Genomic DNA, 20,509 nt, shown 5'->3' with positions numbered 1-20,509 from the left:
TCCTTTTTACGTGATCATTTATTTTAAATAAATACAGATAAAAGGAGGTTTGCGACCAGAAAGTGCTAGCTTTATTGAAGACTAGACCTTCTGGTAACAAACCACCTTATAAATTAAATCTCTACCGCTTCGTTACGATCAAAAAAATAAAGCCATAATTGGTCTACTTTCCAATTCAATGAATCTTGAATAGCTTGAGCATACAATTGAAGTTGAATACGATAACGCTCTTTGAGCGCTTCTACTCCTCCATGGCTATCCAATATACGATCGGTTTTGTAATCAACAATAATCCATTGATCATCTATACGGAAAATACAATCAACAATCCCTTGCGATAGAATCTTGTCACCTGCATCATTGATTGGAATACCATAACTAAATGCCAGTTCTCGTCTAATCTCGGTGGCTTGTAACATTTGTTGACCTAAAGGTGTAGCAAAAAAAGCAACAATCTCGTCTGCATGTACACTATCAGCTTGATCCTGACGCAAAATTTGCCGCTGAACTAGATCAGATTTGGTCTGCTCTACGATTGTAAGATCGATATGCCCTTGATCTAAAGGAACTCGTTGCATCACTGTATGATACGCTGTTCCTCGCTCTGCTCCGCTCAATCCACGCTGTTCCATAAATTTAGGACGTTGCAATTGAAGTGTGCTTCCACCTACTGACTCGCTCATATCAGTCGATGCGGTAGCTGAATAATCAGAAGAAAGATCAGATTCTACAGCAGGAGATATTTGCTCTACTGATTGTGTCTGATACTCTGCTTGATTTTCCAGAAGAATACCTGCGCGCTGTAAAATAGTACTCATCAAAAATGGATTAGCACCTGACGTTTCAGTTGTCTCTATGGACGATGGATCATGTGGTTGATCTGTATACCGTCCAATAGTAACACGTTGATCCAGAGATTCATGTATTCCATCAACCGATGGAGATTCTTCTGACACCAATTGACGCTTGATTTCACTGATTGTTGTTTTGGCAGCAATATGAGTAGACAATTCATAAGGATATTGCCAGCTCAGTCTTTGTTCCACATCATCAGCTTGTCCCTGCGCATGACTATCTTCAATCGTTTGATCATTTTCAACAACTGTTACAGGTTGTACCTGCTCACCATCTGCTATTTGTTGCAAAGCTATCCACTTGGGATCATGCTCACGCAAAGCAGTAATAGATTGCTCGGTATCTTCTGTTTTGGATTGCAATTGACGACTATCTAGAATCGTAATACTCCATGGAGTAGGATCATCTGCTAAGCAAGCAGAGTAAGGCCCTGCGGCAATCTCATTGCGCTCACGGAATATAGAAGCCGCACGATGACGCATTAATGCTGGCCCTACCCAATCAAGATAGGTACGACTTTTGGCTAGTACATAATCAGGTAATTGCATATAATCGGAGTTCTGAACCTGACTCCATGCCGAGATTTTTTTGTCGATGTCTTTGACCGTTCCAATCATAATCAGCTTATCCCGCGGACGAGTTAACGCTACATACAATACACGCATTTCCTCTGCTAACAATTCAGTTGCAGTACGACGACGAATCGCTAAGTTCGGCAATGTTGGATAGCTGACACGTGTATCTTCATCGACAAATTTAGGCCCAAATCCTAATTCTTTGTGCATTAAAAAAGAAGTATTCAAATCTTGCATATTGAACATTTTTGACATACCTGCTAGGAAAACAACTGGAAATTCCAAACCTTTACTTTTATGAATCGTCATAATCCGAATCGCATTTTCTTGTCCATCGACAGAAGCTGTAGCCCCTAGATCACCATCTGTATCTTGCAAACGACGAATAAAGCGCATAAAGCGAAACAATCCTCGTGAAGAAGTAGATACTTCAAATTTACGAGCACGATCATATAAGATTCGTAAATGATGTTGACGTTGTAACCCTCCCGGCAATCCAGCTAACCAGTCTAGATAACCAGTATCACGGTAAATACGCCAGATTAGATCGCCTAATTCACCTTCACGTGCTGCCAATCGCCATTGCTCCAATTGTTGAAGAAAATGAAGTAATTTGTAACTCCATTCCTCTGGTTGTTCTCGCATATGTTCAGCTGCTAACATCATCGCTTGATAATACGAAGTGTCTTTGCCAAATAGTCGAATCGTTGCCAGTTGATCTTCATTTAAACCAACCATCGGTGAACGCAGTACAGAAGCCAGTGGAATATCTTGTTGCGGATTATCAATTACAGCTAATAATGATAATATAATTTTCACTTCAACCGCTTCAAAAAATCCTTGATTGAGTTCACTATAAGCAGGTATACCTTCACGTTGTAGCTCTTCTAGTATCAGTGGTGCCCACGCTGCTGTAGAGCGTAGCAAAATCACCATATCTCGATATTCTGCCGGACGTAATCCATCGACTGATTTATCATAAATAAGCAATGGCTTGCCGTCTGGCTCTACCATCTCGCGTACTCTTACAGCAATCGCTTGGGCTTCTAAGCGAGCAGATTCCATTTCGGAAGCTTTATTTACATATCCATCGATATCACTGCTATCATCTGCATTATTATAATCAGAACTTGCCCCACTGCCTGCACGATCAATAATCCAGCATTCCGGTGCATACGCAGATTCATCGCCAGGTGGATAATTTGCACCTGCTACTAATTCTGCTCGTTCATCATATTCAATTTCGGCAACTGTTTTATTCATAATCTGTCTAAAAATCATATTAACAGCATCGACCACTTGATGACGACTACGGAAATTACGAGATAGATCGATCCGTCGTCCTTCTCCTTGCCAATCATCTTGATACTTTTCATATTTATCTAAGAATAGACCTGGTTCTGCCAAGCGGAAACGATAAATACTTTGTTTCACATCACCAACCATAAAGCGATTACCGACCGTATCCCGTGAAATCAATTGCACTAATTCTTCCTGCACAGAGTTGGTATCTTGATATTCATCTAACATTACTTGATCAAATCGTTCCCGATATTCCAGAGCCACTTGCGAAGGAATCACATGTTCAGGTGTAGAATTGGGATGACGCAATATATGAAGAGCATAATGTTCTAGATCCGCAAAATCGACCCAGCCTTTACGCTGTTTTTCCTGTTGATATTTTTGACTAAAACGAATCACAAGTTCTGTTAATTCTTTCATTAGTGGAAAAGTTTCACGTAGTTCTTGTGCAAATTCATCCGGCGTTCTGCCAAAAAATAAACTTTTGATCTCAGCTAACGATTTTTTCGCATTTTCACGCAATTGTTTTACTGTTTCTTGTAATTGCGGATCGATTCCGTCTTTGCGTACCGCTTTTAATTTACCAAAAGCAGCACTTTGGAAAACGGTATATAACTGTTCCCATGGCTGAATACTCATCGCAGACTGCAAATGATGAATCACTTCTAAATCGTCTCGCAAACTATCTGCGTAAGCTAAAGGGCCGCCCGGCAATAATGCTGTATCTATCGCCTGATGCAGTACAGCTTCAATGCCCTGTAACGTCAAAGCGATATCTGTCATAATATTCTGAACCCATGACGTATTCTGCAACGAAGAACCATCTGTCACATTAAATTCTGCTGCTGTACGTTCTAACCAGTATTCAGGCCATGGATGACTACGTGCAAAATGATAAAGGCGCTCCACCAAAACTAAAGCAGCATCATCGCTACGCTCACCGCCGAACCAATTCATTAAGCGATAAAATTGCTTATTATCCCGCTCTTCTTCCTCGGTATATTTCTCTTCAAATAATTCTTCCAACAATTCTTCACGCAAAATATCACATTCATTCGCAGTAGCAATACGAAATCCAGGATCAAGCGGAATCATCGAATAATAACGCTGAATAATTTCTAAGCAAAAAGAATGCAATGTCGTAATCGATGCTTGGCTCAACAAAGCCAATTGTTGACGCAAATGATCATCTTCTGGACGACGCAATACTTCTTTATCGAGAGCAGCCCGTATCCGTTGTCTCATCTCGGTAGCCGCTGCTTTGGTAAATGTAGCTACTAACATCCGATCTACATCCATTGGCTGAATAGGATCAGTCACTTGACGAATAATACGTTCAACCAGAACTGCTGTTTTACCAGAACCTGCCGCTGCTGCTACTAGCATATTGCCACCATCTAAAGAGATTGCTTTCCATTGATCATCTGTCCACGTACTATGTTCTGGCTTCGGTATCTCTTGTCTATCGGACAATACTTGATCATTGTCTGCCAATAGATCATCCATATATTGATTGTTATCTTTATGATTATCGTTGTCGATCATGAAGGTGAGTCTCCTTTCTGATAGTCATGGCGGTTTTGCAACAGTTCCCATGTTTCATTTTTGCCCGGTTTTTGCAGTAATTTATATTGATTTTCTTTTAAAGATTCATCAAATTGACAGACTGATTTGTAATCACAGTAATCACATGCTTTTTCCTGTTCTATACGATAAGGAGTAATCTGTGTAGTTCCATCTGTGATTTGGGTGCCGATTTCCTGTGCGGTCTGGCGTACATTACGCAGTAATTCTTGCCATTGATCTACTGTTGCAACCGCAGAACTGCTATAGAATCCTCCATCTGCTTTGACCGCTACAGGTAAAATAGCAGAATATCCTTTATCCAGTTCATTGTCCATTTTGCCAATTACATCACGATCAGCTAGCAATAATCCTTTCATTTTGAAACGCTTCAGCATTTCTTGCTCCGATTGTTGCATACTCAGTCCATTACCTGCTTGTAGCATAGGATTATGCACATGGAAATACAGTGCGCCGGCAGGTTGCGCTGATTGACCTAATTGTTCTTCTGCATGCGTTAACAGCACATCTAGATACGTCAGCATCTGCAAAGCGAGTCCGTAATATACTTCATGCAATTTGAGATCAGTCTGGCTAGACTTGTAATCGATAATCCGTAGCAATAAAGTATTATCACCTTCCGCTACATCTACCCGATCAATTCGTCCTACAATTTCCATCGTACATCCATTTTCTAGTGTAAAACGAAGTGGTGGCCATTCTCCATTAGGTCCAAATGCAAGTTCTAAATAGAGCGGCTCAAAATCTCCACGACGTGCTTGCTCTCCTAACATCACAGAAGCACGACTTACAATCTCACGCAATTTACGTGAAATATAATTGTAGCGCTTAGAGCTAGAAAGAATCTGTCCTTGCAAACGCGGGATATGCTTATCGACGGCTTCATACGCAATCTCTACACATTCTTCACGAGTCAATTGCCCCCATGCGCGTCCTTGCTCTTTGAGCATCGTAGCAAGATCGGTTAATGAAGCATGAAATAATTGACCGATATCGGGTGCTTTCAGGCGATATTCTTGACGCTCTCGCAATCTCAAGCCACGTGAAGCAAAGTGAGCAAAAGGACAAGATACAAATTGTTCCATTCCAGATACACTGGTACGTAACGTCTGTCCGTATAAATGTCGACTGGTATCACTATCTAACAAATCACCTGTATTTCTATAAAATAAAGACTGTACTAACATACTGACCTGCGGTCTCCATGCTTCATGTGTAGTGTACCAATTCAATACATGCCACCATGTGTTTGCAATCGTTGTTCCGCGACTCCACTCTCGTAGCTGAGCTATCAAATGCGGTAACGTTGTTGTAGCAGTGCTTACATATTGCAAAGATGCTATATGGTCAGACTGAGCCGATAATGGAGACACCACCGATTGATGTTGTAAAAAAGGAAATAACTTGTGCACATTCGTAATCACTTCAGAAGGCAAAAGCCCTTTATCTTCATCATCTGTTAACGCATAACTAAGCCATAACTTAGAACTTGCCACTGTTAGCGCATGATAAATCAAAAATTGCTCATTTAACAACAATCGTTTACTACCCGGAGATAATTCTAATCCGCCTTCTAACATATTGGTTCGTTCCGGTTCACTTAGAATACCACTGTCTGGAAAAAGGGAAGGCACGATGCCTTCGTTCATACCTAATACAAATCCATATTTAATATCCATAGGGCGGGTACGATCCATAGAACCGATTAACACCTGATCGATCGCTGGTGGTACAATCCCTAATCGAATACCGCTGAGTCCTGTTTCCAGTAAACCTGCAAAAGTTCCCAGATCGATCTGATCTTCTACCATAATATCAACCATTTGATCCAGCAAATCAATAATTTCGCCATAGATCTGAATATGTTCGCGAGCACGTAAAGGATTACCTTGTGCCGTAGCATGTGTACTCATTTTTTCCAAATGCAATGCAATATTGCAATCTTCTAATAACTGATAAAGAGCGACACACATTTCTTTGGCGTGCTTCGCTTTTTTGATTCTTTTCTCAAAACGGTACAACGGATCGATTACAAGCTGACGGGCTTGTTGCATACGCTGTCCTTCTACTAATTCACGTTCACTGATCTCTTTGACATCATCACCAGCTTCTAGTGAAAGACTAGGGATGCCTTTCCACGGGTGTCCATCTGTCCAGCGTGATCCATGAATCCCAGAAGCCAGTACTACATTTTCCAGACGGTCTATATCTTCTGTTGTTACACGTCCATCATCTGGAAGCAATAACCCTGTTTTGATACAACGGAACACATCTTCATATCGCCAGAAATATTGCACAATATCCAACGCTGAACGTATAAACTCTGCTAATGGATGTTGCAATATACTACGCTTCTGATCTAGAAAATAAGGAATCTCATAATCTTGCAGTAACGGTGCAATAATATGCTCATAATCAGACAACTGACGGACAAATACACCCATCTCTTGCCAGCGTGCACCTTCTTCACGAGCAAGCCGGATCATTTCCCGAATAGCACTTTCTACTTCTGAACGACGATCAGGTGCAGCATACGTATAAATATCCTGACGTTCACCAGCTTGCTTGATATAAGGGGCTTGTTGCCAGCGATGAGAAGAACGATACGCATTTTCTAAATGAGCTAACTGCGGACTAGATTGAAACCGAACTGGAATATCCGTAGGATTCTCTGAAAGATTCTCAACATCTATCGTAAAAGACTCATCAATAGCGTTAGCATACTGCTTTAATTTGATATAGGTAGTAGCTGTTTGGTGAAAAAGCTCCAATTCATGAGGAGGTTCACCATCATAAGGACGATCTAATGTTAAAGCAATCGTCACTGAATTGGCTTTTTGCAATAATGCTGCAATCACACCATATTCTTGTGGGGTAAAGCTATGAAATCCATCGATCCAAATATCAATATTATGAAGCACCTGTGATTCTGGAATCGCTAAAGCAAGATCAGTTAGTGTATTTTCTCCATCGACATATAATCCTTGCAAATCCTGTTCAAAGTCTTGATAAATCCGTTGTAAATCATGCAATTTATCAATTAATAAAGGAGAACGAGCTGAAGTCGACAACCGTTCACTATATTCATTTAACTGCTCTAATGTAATCGTATGACGCTTAAACTCGTTATATAATTCGCTTAATTTACCGATAAATCCGAACTGATCACTAGACGTACCAAACATCCGTAATTGCGATTGGTGTCGCTGAATGAGTCGATAAAGAAGCATTTTTTTACCTTCTTCACCAATCGGTGTTTTGGCACTTCCTCCAACATCTTGTAGCACCCAATTCGCTAGACGGCGAAAACCATACGTTTGTACACGTACATTTCCTTTGGATTGATGAGAACGAACAAGTGCATATTGGGCTTGAAAAGAACCCTGTTCAGGAACCAGTAGCAATATAGGCGGTCCATCAGGTTGTTGTGTAATTTGATCAATAATTCGCTTAGTAATTGTGGTCGTTTTGCCACTTCCAGAGCGACCTAATAAAAAATGCAATGGCATATGAGTTCACCCTTATTTATTATAGTATAGTCTTCACGATGCATAAAAATTGTTCTATTAGAGCGGTGCAATCGATGTTGACGTCGCAAAAACTCCTTTTTGTAGAACGCCGCACCTGGAAACTGCTAACCCGATAAGTAGCGAATATGTGTTCTATTTTATTATAAAAAAAGAATAGCCATCTGACAATGACTATTCGGCGTTGCTCTTGTTCGGATGTAGTTCTAACTCATAACGCTGACAGGCAATTTCAAACACATCATCATACGTAAACAGTATAAAATGACGCAGTTCCTTTAGCTCTTGCTTCTGCTGCGCTCGTTCCAAAAGTGGAGACTGACGATATTCCAACCAGTTCGACTTAATGTCCGATTGCCCTGGCGGTAGCTGATCACTATACAAATCGAGTTCTACCATATTAAAGTAGAACACCCCTTCAAAGCGAAGCGTGTACATGACAAAATCGTCTGACTCGCTTTTACTTGCTAGCGCACCATTAAACTCACCTGCTAACGTCATTCTGCGACCCAGCCCATAGTAAAGCTTATCCACATAGATCGCATCACGTCCATACAGATAACCGAGTGGCGTGATCACCGCTTCAATTTCACTTTTTTGCTCTGACAATGCAATTCCTCTTTCATGATCGATTTTATATTTATACATGATTTTTGTGAATGTGGATGTTGTACTTAAAATAAATGATTAATTATATATTTCAAAGCATATACAGTCTACTGTTTATTGTACTACAGAGACCCTAGATCAACAGCTAACATGTAAGAGGTAGCTTTAACATTCCAGAATCACGAATAGATTATTCAAGTCATCTAGCAATTTTATAAACACTCTATTAAAATTACGATTTAAAACGTTTTACTACGTACTTCAAAGATAGCGAATTTCAAATAATGTCCTTCGTCCACGCCCAAAATTTGCGGGTGATCTTTACCTGCTGCACGCCATTCAATTAGACGTAATACTTTGCCAGCATCTTTAGCTGCATCTTGAATCGTTTCCAAAAACAGATCAGGACGCATATGATAAGAACAACTGGCTGTCACTAGATATCCACCTTCATTGACTAACTTCATGCCATGCAGATTGATATCTTTGTAACCACGAACAGCACCTGCTACAGCACTTTTCGTTTTGGCAAAAGCAGGTGGATCCAAAATAACTACATCCCAAGAACGTCCACCCGCAGCAGTCATCGGTTTGGATGTATCTTGTTTGCTCTCTGCGCTACTACGTAATTGGCGCTCATCTAAGCCTTTGGCATTACGGCGCAAATAATCAAAAGCATCATCCACTACAAATTCAACACGATCTTCAAATCCATTTAAGCGTACATTTTCTTTTGCACTTTCAATCGCATGTGCAGAAATATCAAGACAAGTTACTTTTTTAGCTCCATAATGACACGCATGTAGCGTAAAGCTTCCGGTATGTGAAAAGCACTCTAGCACATTTGCTCCATCCCAGTAAGGGAAATCTACAATTTTACCATTGCGATTCACAGGCTTATGCGTTACATGTCCATCTATTTCTACTTCAGCCAATTCGATTCCGCTACGATCACCCCAGCCAAGCATCAAAGGAGCAATCGAAGCACGATTTTCACGCTGATCAAAGAAATATCCTGTTTTCTGACCTTCCACAATATCCACTTCGATCAATAGACCATTTTCGGTAACAGTCACATGACGAGGACATTCTCCGTACAATACACCTGTTACTTCTTCTAATCCTTCTAATTTACGTACAGACACATCGCTACGCTCATAAATACCAAGCGGCTGCATCACCTGTACCAATGCATCAATAATATGTTGACGACAAGCATCCATACCTAACGTCAATAATTGTACAACCAATACTTCGCCAAACCGATCAACAATCAATCCCGGTAGAAAATCAGCTTCTCCATAGACCAAACGATACGCATTTTCAGTAGGCAAAAAACGATTACGATGTTTAAGACAACGTGTAAATCGCTCTACGAAAAAAGCAGTATCCATTTCTTCTAAAGGTTGGTACGATACAACCCGTACAGTAATCTGAGAAGCAGGATTATAATATCCTGTAGCTAAAAAGCGCTTCTGATGAGTCAGTACACTAACCAATTGCCCTGGAATAGGATCTCCTTCAACCGAAGCAATCTCATTTTGAAAAACCCATGGATGAGCTTGTTCTAATCTTTTTTTACGTTTGGGCTGCAATATCACGCTTGTCAATAGTGTTCCACTCCTTTTTTGTGTTCCTGCTAATCATTTATAATCGTTACCCTTTGTTAGCGTTCATTTCGCCAGTTTCATACATAATACATGCCAATGCTGTCATTGCCGCTGTCTCGGTACGCAAGATACGTCGTCCTAGTCCTGTAACGATAGCGCCACTCGCCTCAGCCGCTTCTACTTCTTGTTCACTAAATCCACCTTCAGGCCCTACGACAATCATCACACGTATCGCTTTGGATGCAGTCGTATCTTTGGTCAGCAATAACGATTCAGCAAAAGGTTGAACAACATCTCGAAGCTGATGCCCATTTTCTTTTTCATAACAAAAACAGATCAAATCATAATCTGCAAACTGCTTCAATAATTGTTTCCACGATACAGGTGAATCGACCTGCGGTACACGACTGCGATGACTTTGTTCTGCGGCTTCTTTAGCTATTTTGCTCCAGCGTTGAATCCGTTTCACTTCTTTACGCTCATCATATTGGACAACAGTACGCTCAGATAAAAATGGCAGAAAAGAAGATGCACCGATTTCTGTACATTTCTGAATAACACTTTCCATTTTATCGGCTTTGGGCAGACTTTGAGCAACTGTCACAAATACGACCGGTTCTCCATGTTGTTCTAATCGTTCTACGATCGACGCAGTCACTACGCCTTCAGCAAGTTCTGTAATTTCAACCAATACATCTAAAGATTGACCGTTACAAGCAATCACTTGATCGCCTATACGGGATCGCATCACTCGACTAATATGACGCGCATCTTCACCAGTAATACGCACTTCTTGCTCGTCAAACTGGTCTGCGGGTACAAAATATCGCTGCATACTTCATCCACTTTCTATGTGCATTTGATAACGTGCTAACTCAAGTTAATATCATACAACTTTTAAAGGGACAGGGCTAGGTGTAATGTATCGTTCACCTGCTTCTGTCCCTTAGATTATTTATTTGAGATTTCAAACTTTATTTCATTTATCCACCGAAAATCACGCCAGCGAATGTGTAAAAGCTAGATGCTAAGTCCTGTGCCAATGTATATAGCGGTGTAATCGTAACCGCACGTAATGGTGGTAAAAATAAAATAAGTAAAAAGATTAACATTGCCCATTGTTCCATACGTTGTAACTTTGCACTAGCACGTCTCGGCAACCAATCACTTAATATACGATAACCATCTAAAGGAGGCAAAGGAATTAAATTAAATACAAACAAGAAACAGTTCATCAAAGCCATATACTGTACAAACATAAAGATTGCTTCATCAATACGAGTATTAGCAAAAGAACCTACAATCCCAAAATAATTAAGCCCATAATAAATAATGACTGTAATTAAGGCTAGCAATAAATTACTAACCGGCCCTGCCGCAGACACGATAATCCCCATTAGACGTGGATTTTTGAAATTTTCACGGGTTACAGGGACAGGCTTCGCCCATCCAAAACCAGCAATCAGTAACAAAATAATCCCTAACAGGTCAATATGCACCGCAGGATTCAAGCTAACTCGCCCTAACAAGCGAGCTGTCGGATCGCCGAACTTATTGGCAAAGTAAGCATGTGAAAATTCATGTACTGTAAACCCAATTACTAATGCTAATACGTAAAAAGGCAGTACATCAAGTCGTACAAATAATAAGTTATTCAAAAAATCCATTACTTACCTCTTTCTCGCAACAAAGGCAATCCAATCTTCATCCCGATGTGCGCCTTCGATAATAAATCCGGCAGCTTCTAAAGCTTCACGAACAACATCTTCTTTATTTTTATAAATGCCTGATGCGATATATACACCGTCCGGTGTTAGTGCTTCATATACATCTTCAATAAATAACAAAATAATTTCTGCTAAAATATTAGCAACTACCACTTGTACCGGTAACGTTACATTCAGCTTGGTTGTTGCATCTGCTTTGAGCACAGATAACAGATCACTTTCAAAGACAGTGATCTCTTTTTCCAATCCATTCAGATGCGTGTTTTCTTTGGCACTGGATACAGCTACCGGATCAAGATCAAGCGCAAGTACGCTTTTAGCTCCTAATTTAATCGCTCCAATCGCCAAGATACCCGATCCTGTACCTACATCAATGACTTCTTCTCCGCCTTTAATCACCGTTTCGAGTGTGCGTAAGCAAAGAGATGTTGTAGGATGTGTCCCTGTACCAAATGCCATTCCCGGATCTAATTCAATAATCTTTTCGATATCACTCTCAGGTGTGTAATCTTCCCATGTCGGCTTGATCGTTAGACGCTCAGAGACACGAATTGGTTTGAAATATTGTTTCCACGCATTCGCCCAATCTTCTTCGTCAACCGTTTTGAACGACATCTCTGCTGTACCGACTTCAATATCGAATTCATGAAGTTGTGCTATACGTGCACGTACTTCTTCCATCAGAATATTCATATCAGTTTCTTCTGCAAAATAACCTTGTACAACTGCTAATCCTTCAGGAATATCATTAAGCGGAAGTTCATACCATTGTCCATATGAAGTATCGCGTGGTTTGTTCAATGTACCTGATTCTTCAATCGCTACACCACCAGCTCCAGCTTCATGCAGAAAGTTAGAAATCATTTCTACCGCTTGCTCTGTTGTATGTATAGTTAACTCATGCCATAACATTATTAATTTCCCCCTAATAGTAAAACATACGTACGATTTATTGTACTACATCTGTACGCCCAAATTCAAAATTCTCTTTCACACATCATTAACAACCGAATGAAAAGCCCGGCTCATAAAGAACCGGGCTTTCTACTCAGAGATTTTATGATTTAATCACCGCGGAAAGCACGTTTTACACGATCAAAAAAAGATTGCTCATTTTCATGAGTGTGCTCACCGTTTAAGGCTCCAAATTGACGAAGCAAATCTTTTTGCTCATCACTTAGATTGCTTGGAGTTACAACAACCACTTTGATATGTTGATCCCCTTGACCTACGCCACGTAGACGAGGAACTCCTTTTCCTTTAAGACGGAAATACGTTCCTGTCTGTGTACCAGCAGGTACTTTAATTTTCACTTTTTCATTCAATGTAGGGACTTCAATCTCATCACCCAAAGCTGCTTGAGCAAATGTGATTGGAATCTCACAATAGATATCATCATCTTCACGCTCGAAGAAATCATGCGGTTTAACGCGGAATACGATATATAGATCACCTGGAGGACCTCCACGTGAACCACCTTCGCCTTCACCGTTAACTCGCATTTGTGCGCCGTCATCTACCCCGGCTGGAATACGAACATTGATTTTGCGTTGTTTTTGTACACGACCTGTACCGCCACAAGTACCGCATTTTTCTTCAATAATCGTACCTGATCCACCACAGTTAGAACAACTGCGACGGTTAACCATACGACCGAATGGTGTATTTTGTACCACTTCTTCTTGACCGCTACCATGACAAACAGAACATGTTTTAGGTTGAGTTCCTTTTTTGGCACCTGTTCCGTTACATGTATCACAATTTTCAGTACGGTTAATCGTAATATCGGTTTCTTTACCGAATACCGCTTCTTTAAATTCAATCGTCATCGTATATTGAAGGTCATTACCACGTTGTGGAGCATTAGGATCACGCTGTCTGCCCCCACCACCAAAGAACATATCGAAAATATCGCCAAATCCTCCTCCACCTGAAGAGAATCCGCCTCCGCCCATGCCCTGATTAGGATCGATATGACCAAATTGATCATATTGAGAACGTTTAGAAGAATCGCTTAATACGTCATATGCTTCTTTTACTTCTTTAAATTTCGTTTCTGCATCTGCTTCTTTGTTTACGTCTGGATGATATTTACGGGCTAGTCCACGATATGCTTTTTTAATTTCATCATCGGAAGCACTTTTACCTACACCCAGCACTTCATAATAATCGCGCTTATCTGCCATCGTTCCACCTCGACTCCTTGTAATATAGATATCTTATTTCGCCAAATCCCTATACACTTTATAATCTGTCGCACATTAGCTACACAATATCCAAGTGTATCCTTATAAACAAACGAAAGTCAAAGCACGGGATGCCCCGGCTTTGACCTTCCCACTTCATAAATGTTATTTATGTGGTGCTAATTATTTATCTTTTTTCTCGTCTTCGTCAACCACTTCGTACTCAGCGTCAACAACGTTATCTTTTTGAGTTGTTGTGCCCTCAGCACCTTCTGCTGCTTGACCTTCTTGTGCAGCTTGCTCATACAATTTGACAGCAAGAGCTTGAGCCACTTCACTTAGCACTTCTGTAGCAGATTTGATTGCTTCTACATCGTCGCCTTCCAAAGCCGTTTTCAATGTTTCTTTAGCTGCATTTGCTTTTTCTACTTCAGCTGCATCTGCTTTTTCGCCAAGATCTTTGATTGTTTTTTCAACAGAGTAGATCAATTGGTCACCACTGTTTTTAACTTCAACCAATTCTTTACGTTGACGATCTTCGTCAGCATGAAGCTCAGCATCTTTCATCATACGTTCAACTTCATCATCACTCAAACCGCTAGAAGATGTGATTGTGATTTTTTGGCTCTTACCTGTACCTTTATCTGTAGCAGATACATTAACAATACCGTTCGCATCGATATCAAAAGTAACTTCGATTTGTGGTACGCCACGAGGAGCAACAGGAATATCACCCAACATGAAACGGCCTAATGTTTTGTTACCTGCTGCCATTTCGCGTTCACCTTGAAGTACATGGATTTCTACGCTTGTTTGGTTATCAGCATATGTGGAATATACTTGTGATTTACTTGTAGGGATCGTTGTATTACGCTCGATCATTTTAGTAAATACGCCACCTGCTGTTTCAATACCAAGAGACAATGGAGTTACGTCAAGCAAGACAACGTCTTTAACATCACCAGTCAAGACACCTGCTTGTACAGCAGCACCCAATGCTACAACTTCATCAGGGTTAACACCTTTGTGAGGGTCTTTACCTGTTAATTTTTTGATTGCTTCTTGTACTGCTGGAATACGTGTAGATCCACCAACCAATACAATTTTGTCGATTTCGCTAGCGCTTAAACCGGAGTCTTTGATCGCTTGACGAGTAGGTCCAAGTGTACGCTCAACCAATGGAGCAGCCAATTCTTCGAATTTAGCACGAGTTAAGTTTACTTCTAAATGCTGAGGTACGCCATCTACAACAGTGATAAACGGAAGAGAAATCGTCGTTGTTAATACACCGGACAATTCTTTTTTCGCTTTTTCAGCTGCATCTTTAAGACGTTGTACTGCTGCTTTATCTTTACTCAAGTCCAAGCCTTGATCTTTTTTGAATTCACTTACCAAGTAATCGATAACCACTTGGTCAAAGTCATCACCACCAAGGTGATTGTCACCACTGGTTGCTTTTACTTCAAAGAATCCGTCGCCTAGTTCAAGGATCGATACGTCAAACGTACCACCACCAAGGTCATATACAAGGATCGTTTGATCTTCTGATTTTTCCAAACCATATGCAAGCGCTGCTGCTGTAGGTTCGTTGACAATACGTAGTACTTCAAGACCTGCAATTTTACCAGCATCTTTTGTTGCTTGACGTTGGCTATCGTTGAAGTAAGCAGGAACAGTGATAACTGCTTGAGTTACCGTTTGACCCAAGTAAGCTTCTGCATCTGATTTTAATTTTTGCAAAATCATAGCTGAAATTTCTTGTGGGCTGTAGCTCTTATCATCGATAGATTCTTTGTGATCTGTACCCATATGACGTTTGATTGAGCTAATTGTACGGTCAGGGTTAGTGATCGATTGACGTTTTGCTGTTTCACCAACAATACGCTCACCGTCTTTTTTGAAACCTACAACAGAAGGAGTTGTACGTGCACCCTCTGGATTTGGGATAACGACAGCTTCGCCGCCTTCCATTACTGCTACACATGAATTTGTTGTACCTAAGTCAATACCAATTACTTTACTCATCGCAAAACTTCCTCCTAGCATCTATTTAATATATTTTTAAAAGTTGTTGTAATCCTACATTCAGCAATAATACATCTTAAAGAAAAAGTTGTATTAGCTACTTACTTTAACCATTGCCGGGCGAAGTACTTTATCTTTCAGTACATAACCTTTTTGCAATTCTTCAACAACGATACCTTCTTCATGCTCATCAGACTCGACTTGCATCACAGCCTGGTGAAGTTCAGGGTTGAATGGTTGCCCTACAGCGTCCATTTGTGTCAAGCCTGCTCCTTTAAGCACTTCGTCCAACTGACGGAAGATCATATCAATACCTTTGTTAAATGATTCTAGTTCAGGGCTTTCCGGCTTAGTCGCCATAGCGCGTCCAAAGTTATCAACAACCGGAATCAACTCGGTAATCAATTGCTCGGAAGCATATTTCGCCAAGTTTTCTTTTTCCTTTTGTGTACGACGACGGAAATTATCAAAATCCGCTTGAGCACGTAGAACACGTTGTGTCTGCTCTTCTAGTTGTGCCTGTACACGTTCTAATTCAGCTTTGGATACCATTTCATCAGATCCAGTATCGGCTGTTGTAGAACCTTCTGTTGCTTCAGGAGCAGGTACTTCGCTCTCTACAGCTTCAGTTTCTGTATGATTAACCGGGATTTCTTGCTCCGATTGATTATTTTCTTGAAAGGATTGCTCTTTATTCAAGATTGTTCACCTCCTTAAAATACGTTAATAACAGATTGTTATATTTATATTGAAATAGTATCTACTAGCGATACCAATGATTCAAAATTTTAGTCATATCACGAGACAATACATTTAGAATACCGATTACTTTAGCATATTCCATTCGTGTAGGTCCCAGTATACCAATCGTTCCTAACGATTCGCCGTTCACTTCATAAGTGGCTGTAATTAGACTACAATTTTCAAAAGCCTCATGTCTATTCTCTGTACCTATACGTACTTGAATACCATTTGGTGCCGAAGCTTCGGTAATTATTTTGGATAGTGTTGGAGTTTCTTCAAGTAGATCGAGAATACTTTTCACTTTATCCATATCTTTAAATTCCGGTTGAATCAGCATATTGGTAGCACCGCTCAAAAAAATCTTCTGTTCTTTATCCTGATCAAAAGCAGCATTGAGTGTACTCATCACTTCTTCATAATGATTCATATGGCGCTGCATCTCTTCTCCAATTTCTGAAAAGATACGTGATTTTAATTTATACAGAGGAACGCCAATCAATTTGCTATTCAGTAAATTGACTACCTGTTCCAATTCAGAAACAGCGACACCTTCTGGAATACGAATTTTACGGTTTTCTACTTGTCCGGTATTCGTCACTATAATCGCTAGCGCTGTCTGGTCATCCAGTGAGATTAACTGAAAATGACGTAATGATGTATTAAACACTTCAGGCCCTAATAGAATCGAAGTATAGTTTGTCATATGCGACAAAACCATAGCAGCATGCTGTATAACCTGCTCTGCGGCTGTTAATTTCTCTGTAAAAAATTGTTTGAGTTCTTTTACATCTGAAGCGCCGATCGGTTGAAAAGGAGTCAGATGATCCACATAATAACGATATCCTTTATGAGAAGGAATACGTCCAGCTGAAGTATGCGGCTGTTCTAGAAAACCTAACTCTTCTAGATCCGCCATTTCATTCCGAATCGTAGCCGGGCTGTATTGCACATCGCCACGTTTGGATATACTGCGGGACCCGACAGGCTCTGCCGAACGAATATAATCATCCACGATCGCATTTAGAATCATCTTTTGACGCTCGGTTAACATGTAGTTCCCTCCTTCTAATCATATCCAGTTTGATCTTGAATTTGATGTAACACTTTTGCTTATCGTTAGCACTCAATCAACATGAGTGCTAACGACTAATACAAAAATACCAAACTGACTCGATTATTGTCAAGTTAGTTTGGCTGTTTTTTAATATATATTTGATTATATGGCTATACTTTTTGATTTATACAGCAATAACTTTCAAAACAGCGATTTCATCACAACAATGTTGTTTGGGGCAGTGAACGCAATCTGTCCATACTTTTTCAGGAAAAATGCTAGTATCGACGACTTCAAATCCATTCTTTTTGAAAAAAGAAACTTCATACGTCAAAGCCATGACTTTAGGAAGTTTTCTAGCAGCAGCATGTTCAAGTAGTGTATCTACTAACTTAGAACCTATGCCCTGACCTTTATGACCATCTGAAATGCCCAAAGAACGGATTTCAACAAGGTCTTTGCCTAATTGACAAAGTGATCCACAACCGACCAACTCGTTATCAATCTCAGCGACAACAAAATGTTTCAATTGACGTTGCAACGCCTCACGAGAACGCGGAAGCATAATCCCTTGCTCGGCATAACCTGAAATCATTTGATACAGTGGTTCGACATCTTCCAGTACTGCTGCTCTACAAGTCACTACGGCAGGCATTTTGCTTTCCTCCTCATAAGGTGATGCGGATCTATTGAGACTATTTAATCATTTGATCTAATCCGTATACCATTTATGTTTGTATTTTTAATTTGAAATGTTTATTTAAAATTCGCTTTTTATTTAATAGATCATTGGAATTGTAAACTGTCCTCATATACTTCAATATTGAATCTTATAAGTGAATACGTATAAATATACATTAAGATGAATGATATTTCAATAGATTTTTAGAAGAAATTTATATTATTTTTATCGGATAATGACATTGCTTTTGATTATAGTTTTTTTGATTTACCATAAAAATTTTAGCTTTACATTCATATTCTCTATATTAATGAGCTGATCTATCGGTATTTTCTGTTAATGGTTGTTTATATATAGATCACTTTTATGTTATACACTTTAGATTGCGCGATATATTAGTTACCATTTAACCAAATCCACATTAATTATTCATGTAATTGCATAATTTCAGTTTTATTCAGCTGTTTATTATCGATTTTTATGTAAAATACAAACAAAAACCTGAAGAATTACTCTTCAGGTTTTTACTATATCGTTATATTATTGAGCAGTTTCTGCTTCGTGCACTAGACTGCCTACAAATTCTCCAAAAACATCATTACCGAATAACAGCCCTTTTTCGCTTAATTTATAACCTGCTGTTGTCGGTTCAATTAAAGCTAACCGTAATAATTTTTCAATTTGCGGGCGGAAAATATCATCTAACTGTGCTCCATCAAATTGACGTACAAAGCGTTCTTTGGATACGCCATCTAACAAGCGCAACCCTACCATCATAAAGTCTTCCATTGCTTCTTCGCGATCTACTTCAAACTGTTCTAATCGCGGTAAGCCTTTCATTGCGGCTTCATTGTAAGGATTTACACCTTTGATATTCATATGACGCTTCCCACCAACATACCCGTGCGCTCCTGCGCCAAGCCCATAATAATCTTCATTATGCCAGTAGGTAGTATTATGACGACTGCTATAGCCCGGTTTGGCAAAGTTACTGATCTCGTACTGCTCGTAACCTGCTTTTTTCATGCGTTCCATCAGAAGAAGATACATATTCAATTCATCATCTTCATCTGGTAACGGAAGTTGATTTTTTTGGAACATCGTATGAAATAGTGTATTTTCTTCAACTTTCAAACTATAAATCGAATAATGAGGCAAATCTAACTCTAACGCACGATCAATACTGTATGACAGCATATCTAAAGTCTGATTCGGTAATCCAAACATCAAATCGATCGATAAGTTATTTAAACCTACTTTACGTGCATTTTCCAGACTACGATATACGTCATCAATATTATGGATACGCCCAATCCCTGTTAATAGCTCATTTTGAAATGCTTGTACGCCAAAACTTACACGATTGACTCCGCCAGCTTTCATAATCGCCATTTTTTCCAGATCGGTTGTACCCGGATTCGCTTCCATTGTAAATTCGATATTTTCAGACCAATTTGGAAAATGTTTGCGAATACTTTGTAAAAAGTATTCCATTTCGTCGTTTTTGAGAACGGTTGGTGTACCTCCACCAACAAAAATCGTATCAATAACCCCTGGTGGAGTCTGTTGTACTGTATATTCCATCTCACGTTCCAACGCCCGTAAATAATCCATTACTGGCTGATCTTTGAGAACATAAGAATTAAAGTCGCAGTAAAAGCACTTATTCGTGCAAAAAGGAATGTGCATATAGATCGCACGGGGCGCGTCGCTGTGTACATTGCTATTCATGACTCTTTTTCCTCCCCGTTTGTGGATAGTAGTGTTGCTAATGCGTTTCATAGTGACAAGCACTTATACTGCCAAGTGCTAGGACAAAAGGGAAAGCCTTGCGGCTCTCCCCGAATGATCCTAGTATTGCGATTATCGTAGTACAACATTAGAAGAAGTACTTATAGTGCCAAGCGCTAATCGTAAGATATTTTGCTTTGCAAAAATCATTGTTGGATTGGATTAGAAGAAGTCGCGCTTATGGTGCCAAGCGCTAATCGTAAGATATTTTGCTTTGCAAAAATCATTGTTGGATTGG

13 protein-coding genes are annotated in these 20,509 nt (G+C 39.9%); all 13 read right to left on the bottom strand.

Annotated features, from left to right (window positions below; translation table 11 throughout):
* Positions 1-113: 113 nt before the first annotated feature.
* Entirely contained in the window at positions 114-4,277 is a 4,164-nt protein-coding gene (gene addA / locus QCD85_RS20425; RefSeq protein ID WP_301263725.1) for a helicase-exonuclease AddAB subunit AddA, read from the bottom strand.
* Positions 4,274-7,825, bottom strand: coding sequence for a helicase-exonuclease AddAB subunit AddB (addB, locus tag QCD85_RS20420; protein WP_301263724.1), 3,552 nt, complete (start codon positions 7,823-7,825; stop codon positions 4,274-4,276). The genes addA and addB overlap by 4 nt, the downstream gene beginning before the upstream one ends.
* Before the next feature lie 192 nt (positions 7,826-8,017).
* Entirely contained in the window at positions 8,018-8,422 is a 405-nt protein-coding gene (locus tag QCD85_RS20415) for a hypothetical protein (RefSeq protein ID WP_301263723.1), read from the bottom strand.
* 269 nt (positions 8,423-8,691) lie between these two features.
* The gene (locus tag QCD85_RS20410) at positions 8,692-10,062 is read right to left on the bottom strand and encodes a class I SAM-dependent rRNA methyltransferase (protein WP_301263722.1); all 1,371 of its coding nucleotides are present in this window, start codon (positions 10,060-10,062) and stop codon (positions 8,692-8,694) included.
* Positions 10,063-10,108: 46 nt separating this feature from the next.
* On the bottom strand, positions 10,109-10,897 hold the full coding sequence (locus tag QCD85_RS20405) for a 16S rRNA (uracil(1498)-N(3))-methyltransferase (protein WP_301263721.1): 789 nt from the start codon (positions 10,895-10,897) through the stop codon (positions 10,109-10,111).
* Positions 10,898-11,045: 148 nt separating this feature from the next.
* Positions 11,046-11,729 carry a site-2 protease family protein gene (locus QCD85_RS20400; protein ID WP_301263720.1) on the bottom strand — a complete coding sequence of 228 codons (684 nt, stop codon included), beginning with the start codon at positions 11,727-11,729 and terminating at the stop codon, positions 11,046-11,048.
* Between the two features lie 3 nt (positions 11,730-11,732).
* Entirely contained in the window at positions 11,733-12,701 is a 969-nt protein-coding gene (prmA, locus tag QCD85_RS20395; protein WP_301263719.1) for a 50S ribosomal protein L11 methyltransferase, read from the bottom strand.
* A gap of 152 nt (positions 12,702-12,853) precedes the next feature.
* Complete coding sequence (dnaJ, locus tag QCD85_RS20390) at positions 12,854-13,975, bottom strand: molecular chaperone DnaJ (RefSeq protein ID WP_273613128.1); 1,122 nt, start codon at positions 13,973-13,975, stop codon at positions 12,854-12,856.
* A gap of 183 nt (positions 13,976-14,158) precedes the next feature.
* A complete protein-coding gene (dnaK, locus tag QCD85_RS20385; RefSeq protein WP_301263718.1) occupies positions 14,159-16,000 on the bottom strand; it encodes a molecular chaperone DnaK in 1,842 nt (613 codons plus the stop codon).
* Positions 16,001-16,093: 93 nt separating this feature from the next.
* Positions 16,094-16,699 (bottom strand): nucleotide exchange factor GrpE, encoded by a 606-nt coding sequence (gene grpE, locus QCD85_RS20380; protein WP_273613130.1) that lies wholly within the window; start codon positions 16,697-16,699, stop codon positions 16,094-16,096.
* Between the two features lie 64 nt (positions 16,700-16,763).
* Positions 16,764-17,795, bottom strand: coding sequence for a heat-inducible transcriptional repressor HrcA (gene hrcA, locus QCD85_RS20375; RefSeq protein ID WP_301263717.1), 1,032 nt, complete (start codon positions 17,793-17,795; stop codon positions 16,764-16,766).
* Between the two features lie 187 nt (positions 17,796-17,982).
* Positions 17,983-18,453, bottom strand: a complete 471-nt coding sequence (locus tag QCD85_RS20370) for an N-acetyltransferase (protein WP_301263716.1) — start codon at positions 18,451-18,453, stop codon at positions 17,983-17,985.
* Between the two features lie 567 nt (positions 18,454-19,020).
* A complete protein-coding gene (gene hemW / locus QCD85_RS20365; protein ID WP_274172225.1) occupies positions 19,021-20,211 on the bottom strand; it encodes a radical SAM family heme chaperone HemW in 1,191 nt (396 codons plus the stop codon).
* Positions 20,212-20,509 lie beyond the last annotated feature (298 nt).

Origin of the sequence: Paenibacillus sp. PsM32 (assembly GCF_030433815.1) — a bacterium.
Taxonomy (GTDB): Bacteria; Bacillota; Bacilli; order Paenibacillales; family Paenibacillaceae; genus Saccharibacillus; species Saccharibacillus kyungheensis.
This window is presented reverse-complemented; position numbering and strand designations above follow the sequence as displayed.

Excerpts from the sequence above, each read along its gene's own strand:
- QCD85_RS20370 (WP_301263716.1), bottom strand. The coding sequence starts at position 18,453 with ATGCCTGCCGTAGTGACTTGTAGAGCAGCAGTACTGGAAGATGTCGAA.
- dnaK (WP_301263718.1), bottom strand. The coding sequence starts at position 16,000 with ATGAGTAAAGTAATTGGTATTGACTTAGGTACAACAAATTCATGTGTA.
- hrcA (WP_301263717.1), bottom strand. The coding sequence starts at position 17,795 with ATGTTAACCGAGCGTCAAAAGATGATTCTAAATGCGATCGTGGATGAT.
- prmA (WP_301263719.1), bottom strand. The coding sequence starts at position 12,701 with ATGTTATGGCATGAGTTAACTATACATACAACAGAGCAAGCGGTAGAA.
- addB (WP_301263724.1), bottom strand. The coding sequence starts at position 7,825 with ATGCCATTGCATTTTTTATTAGGTCGCTCTGGAAGTGGCAAAACGACC.
- QCD85_RS20405 (WP_301263721.1), bottom strand. The coding sequence starts at position 10,897 with ATGCAGCGATATTTTGTACCCGCAGACCAGTTTGACGAGCAAGAAGTG.
- dnaJ (WP_273613128.1), bottom strand. The coding sequence starts at position 13,975 with ATGGCAGATAAGCGCGATTATTATGAAGTGCTGGGTGTAGGTAAAAGT.
- hemW (WP_274172225.1), bottom strand. The coding sequence starts at position 20,211 with ATGAATAGCAATGTACACAGCGACGCGCCCCGTGCGATCTATATGCAC.
- addA (WP_301263725.1), bottom strand. The coding sequence starts at position 4,277 with ATGATCGACAACGATAATCATAAAGATAACAATCAATATATGGATGAT.
- QCD85_RS20400 (WP_301263720.1), bottom strand. The coding sequence starts at position 11,729 with ATGGATTTTTTGAATAACTTATTATTTGTACGACTTGATGTACTGCCT.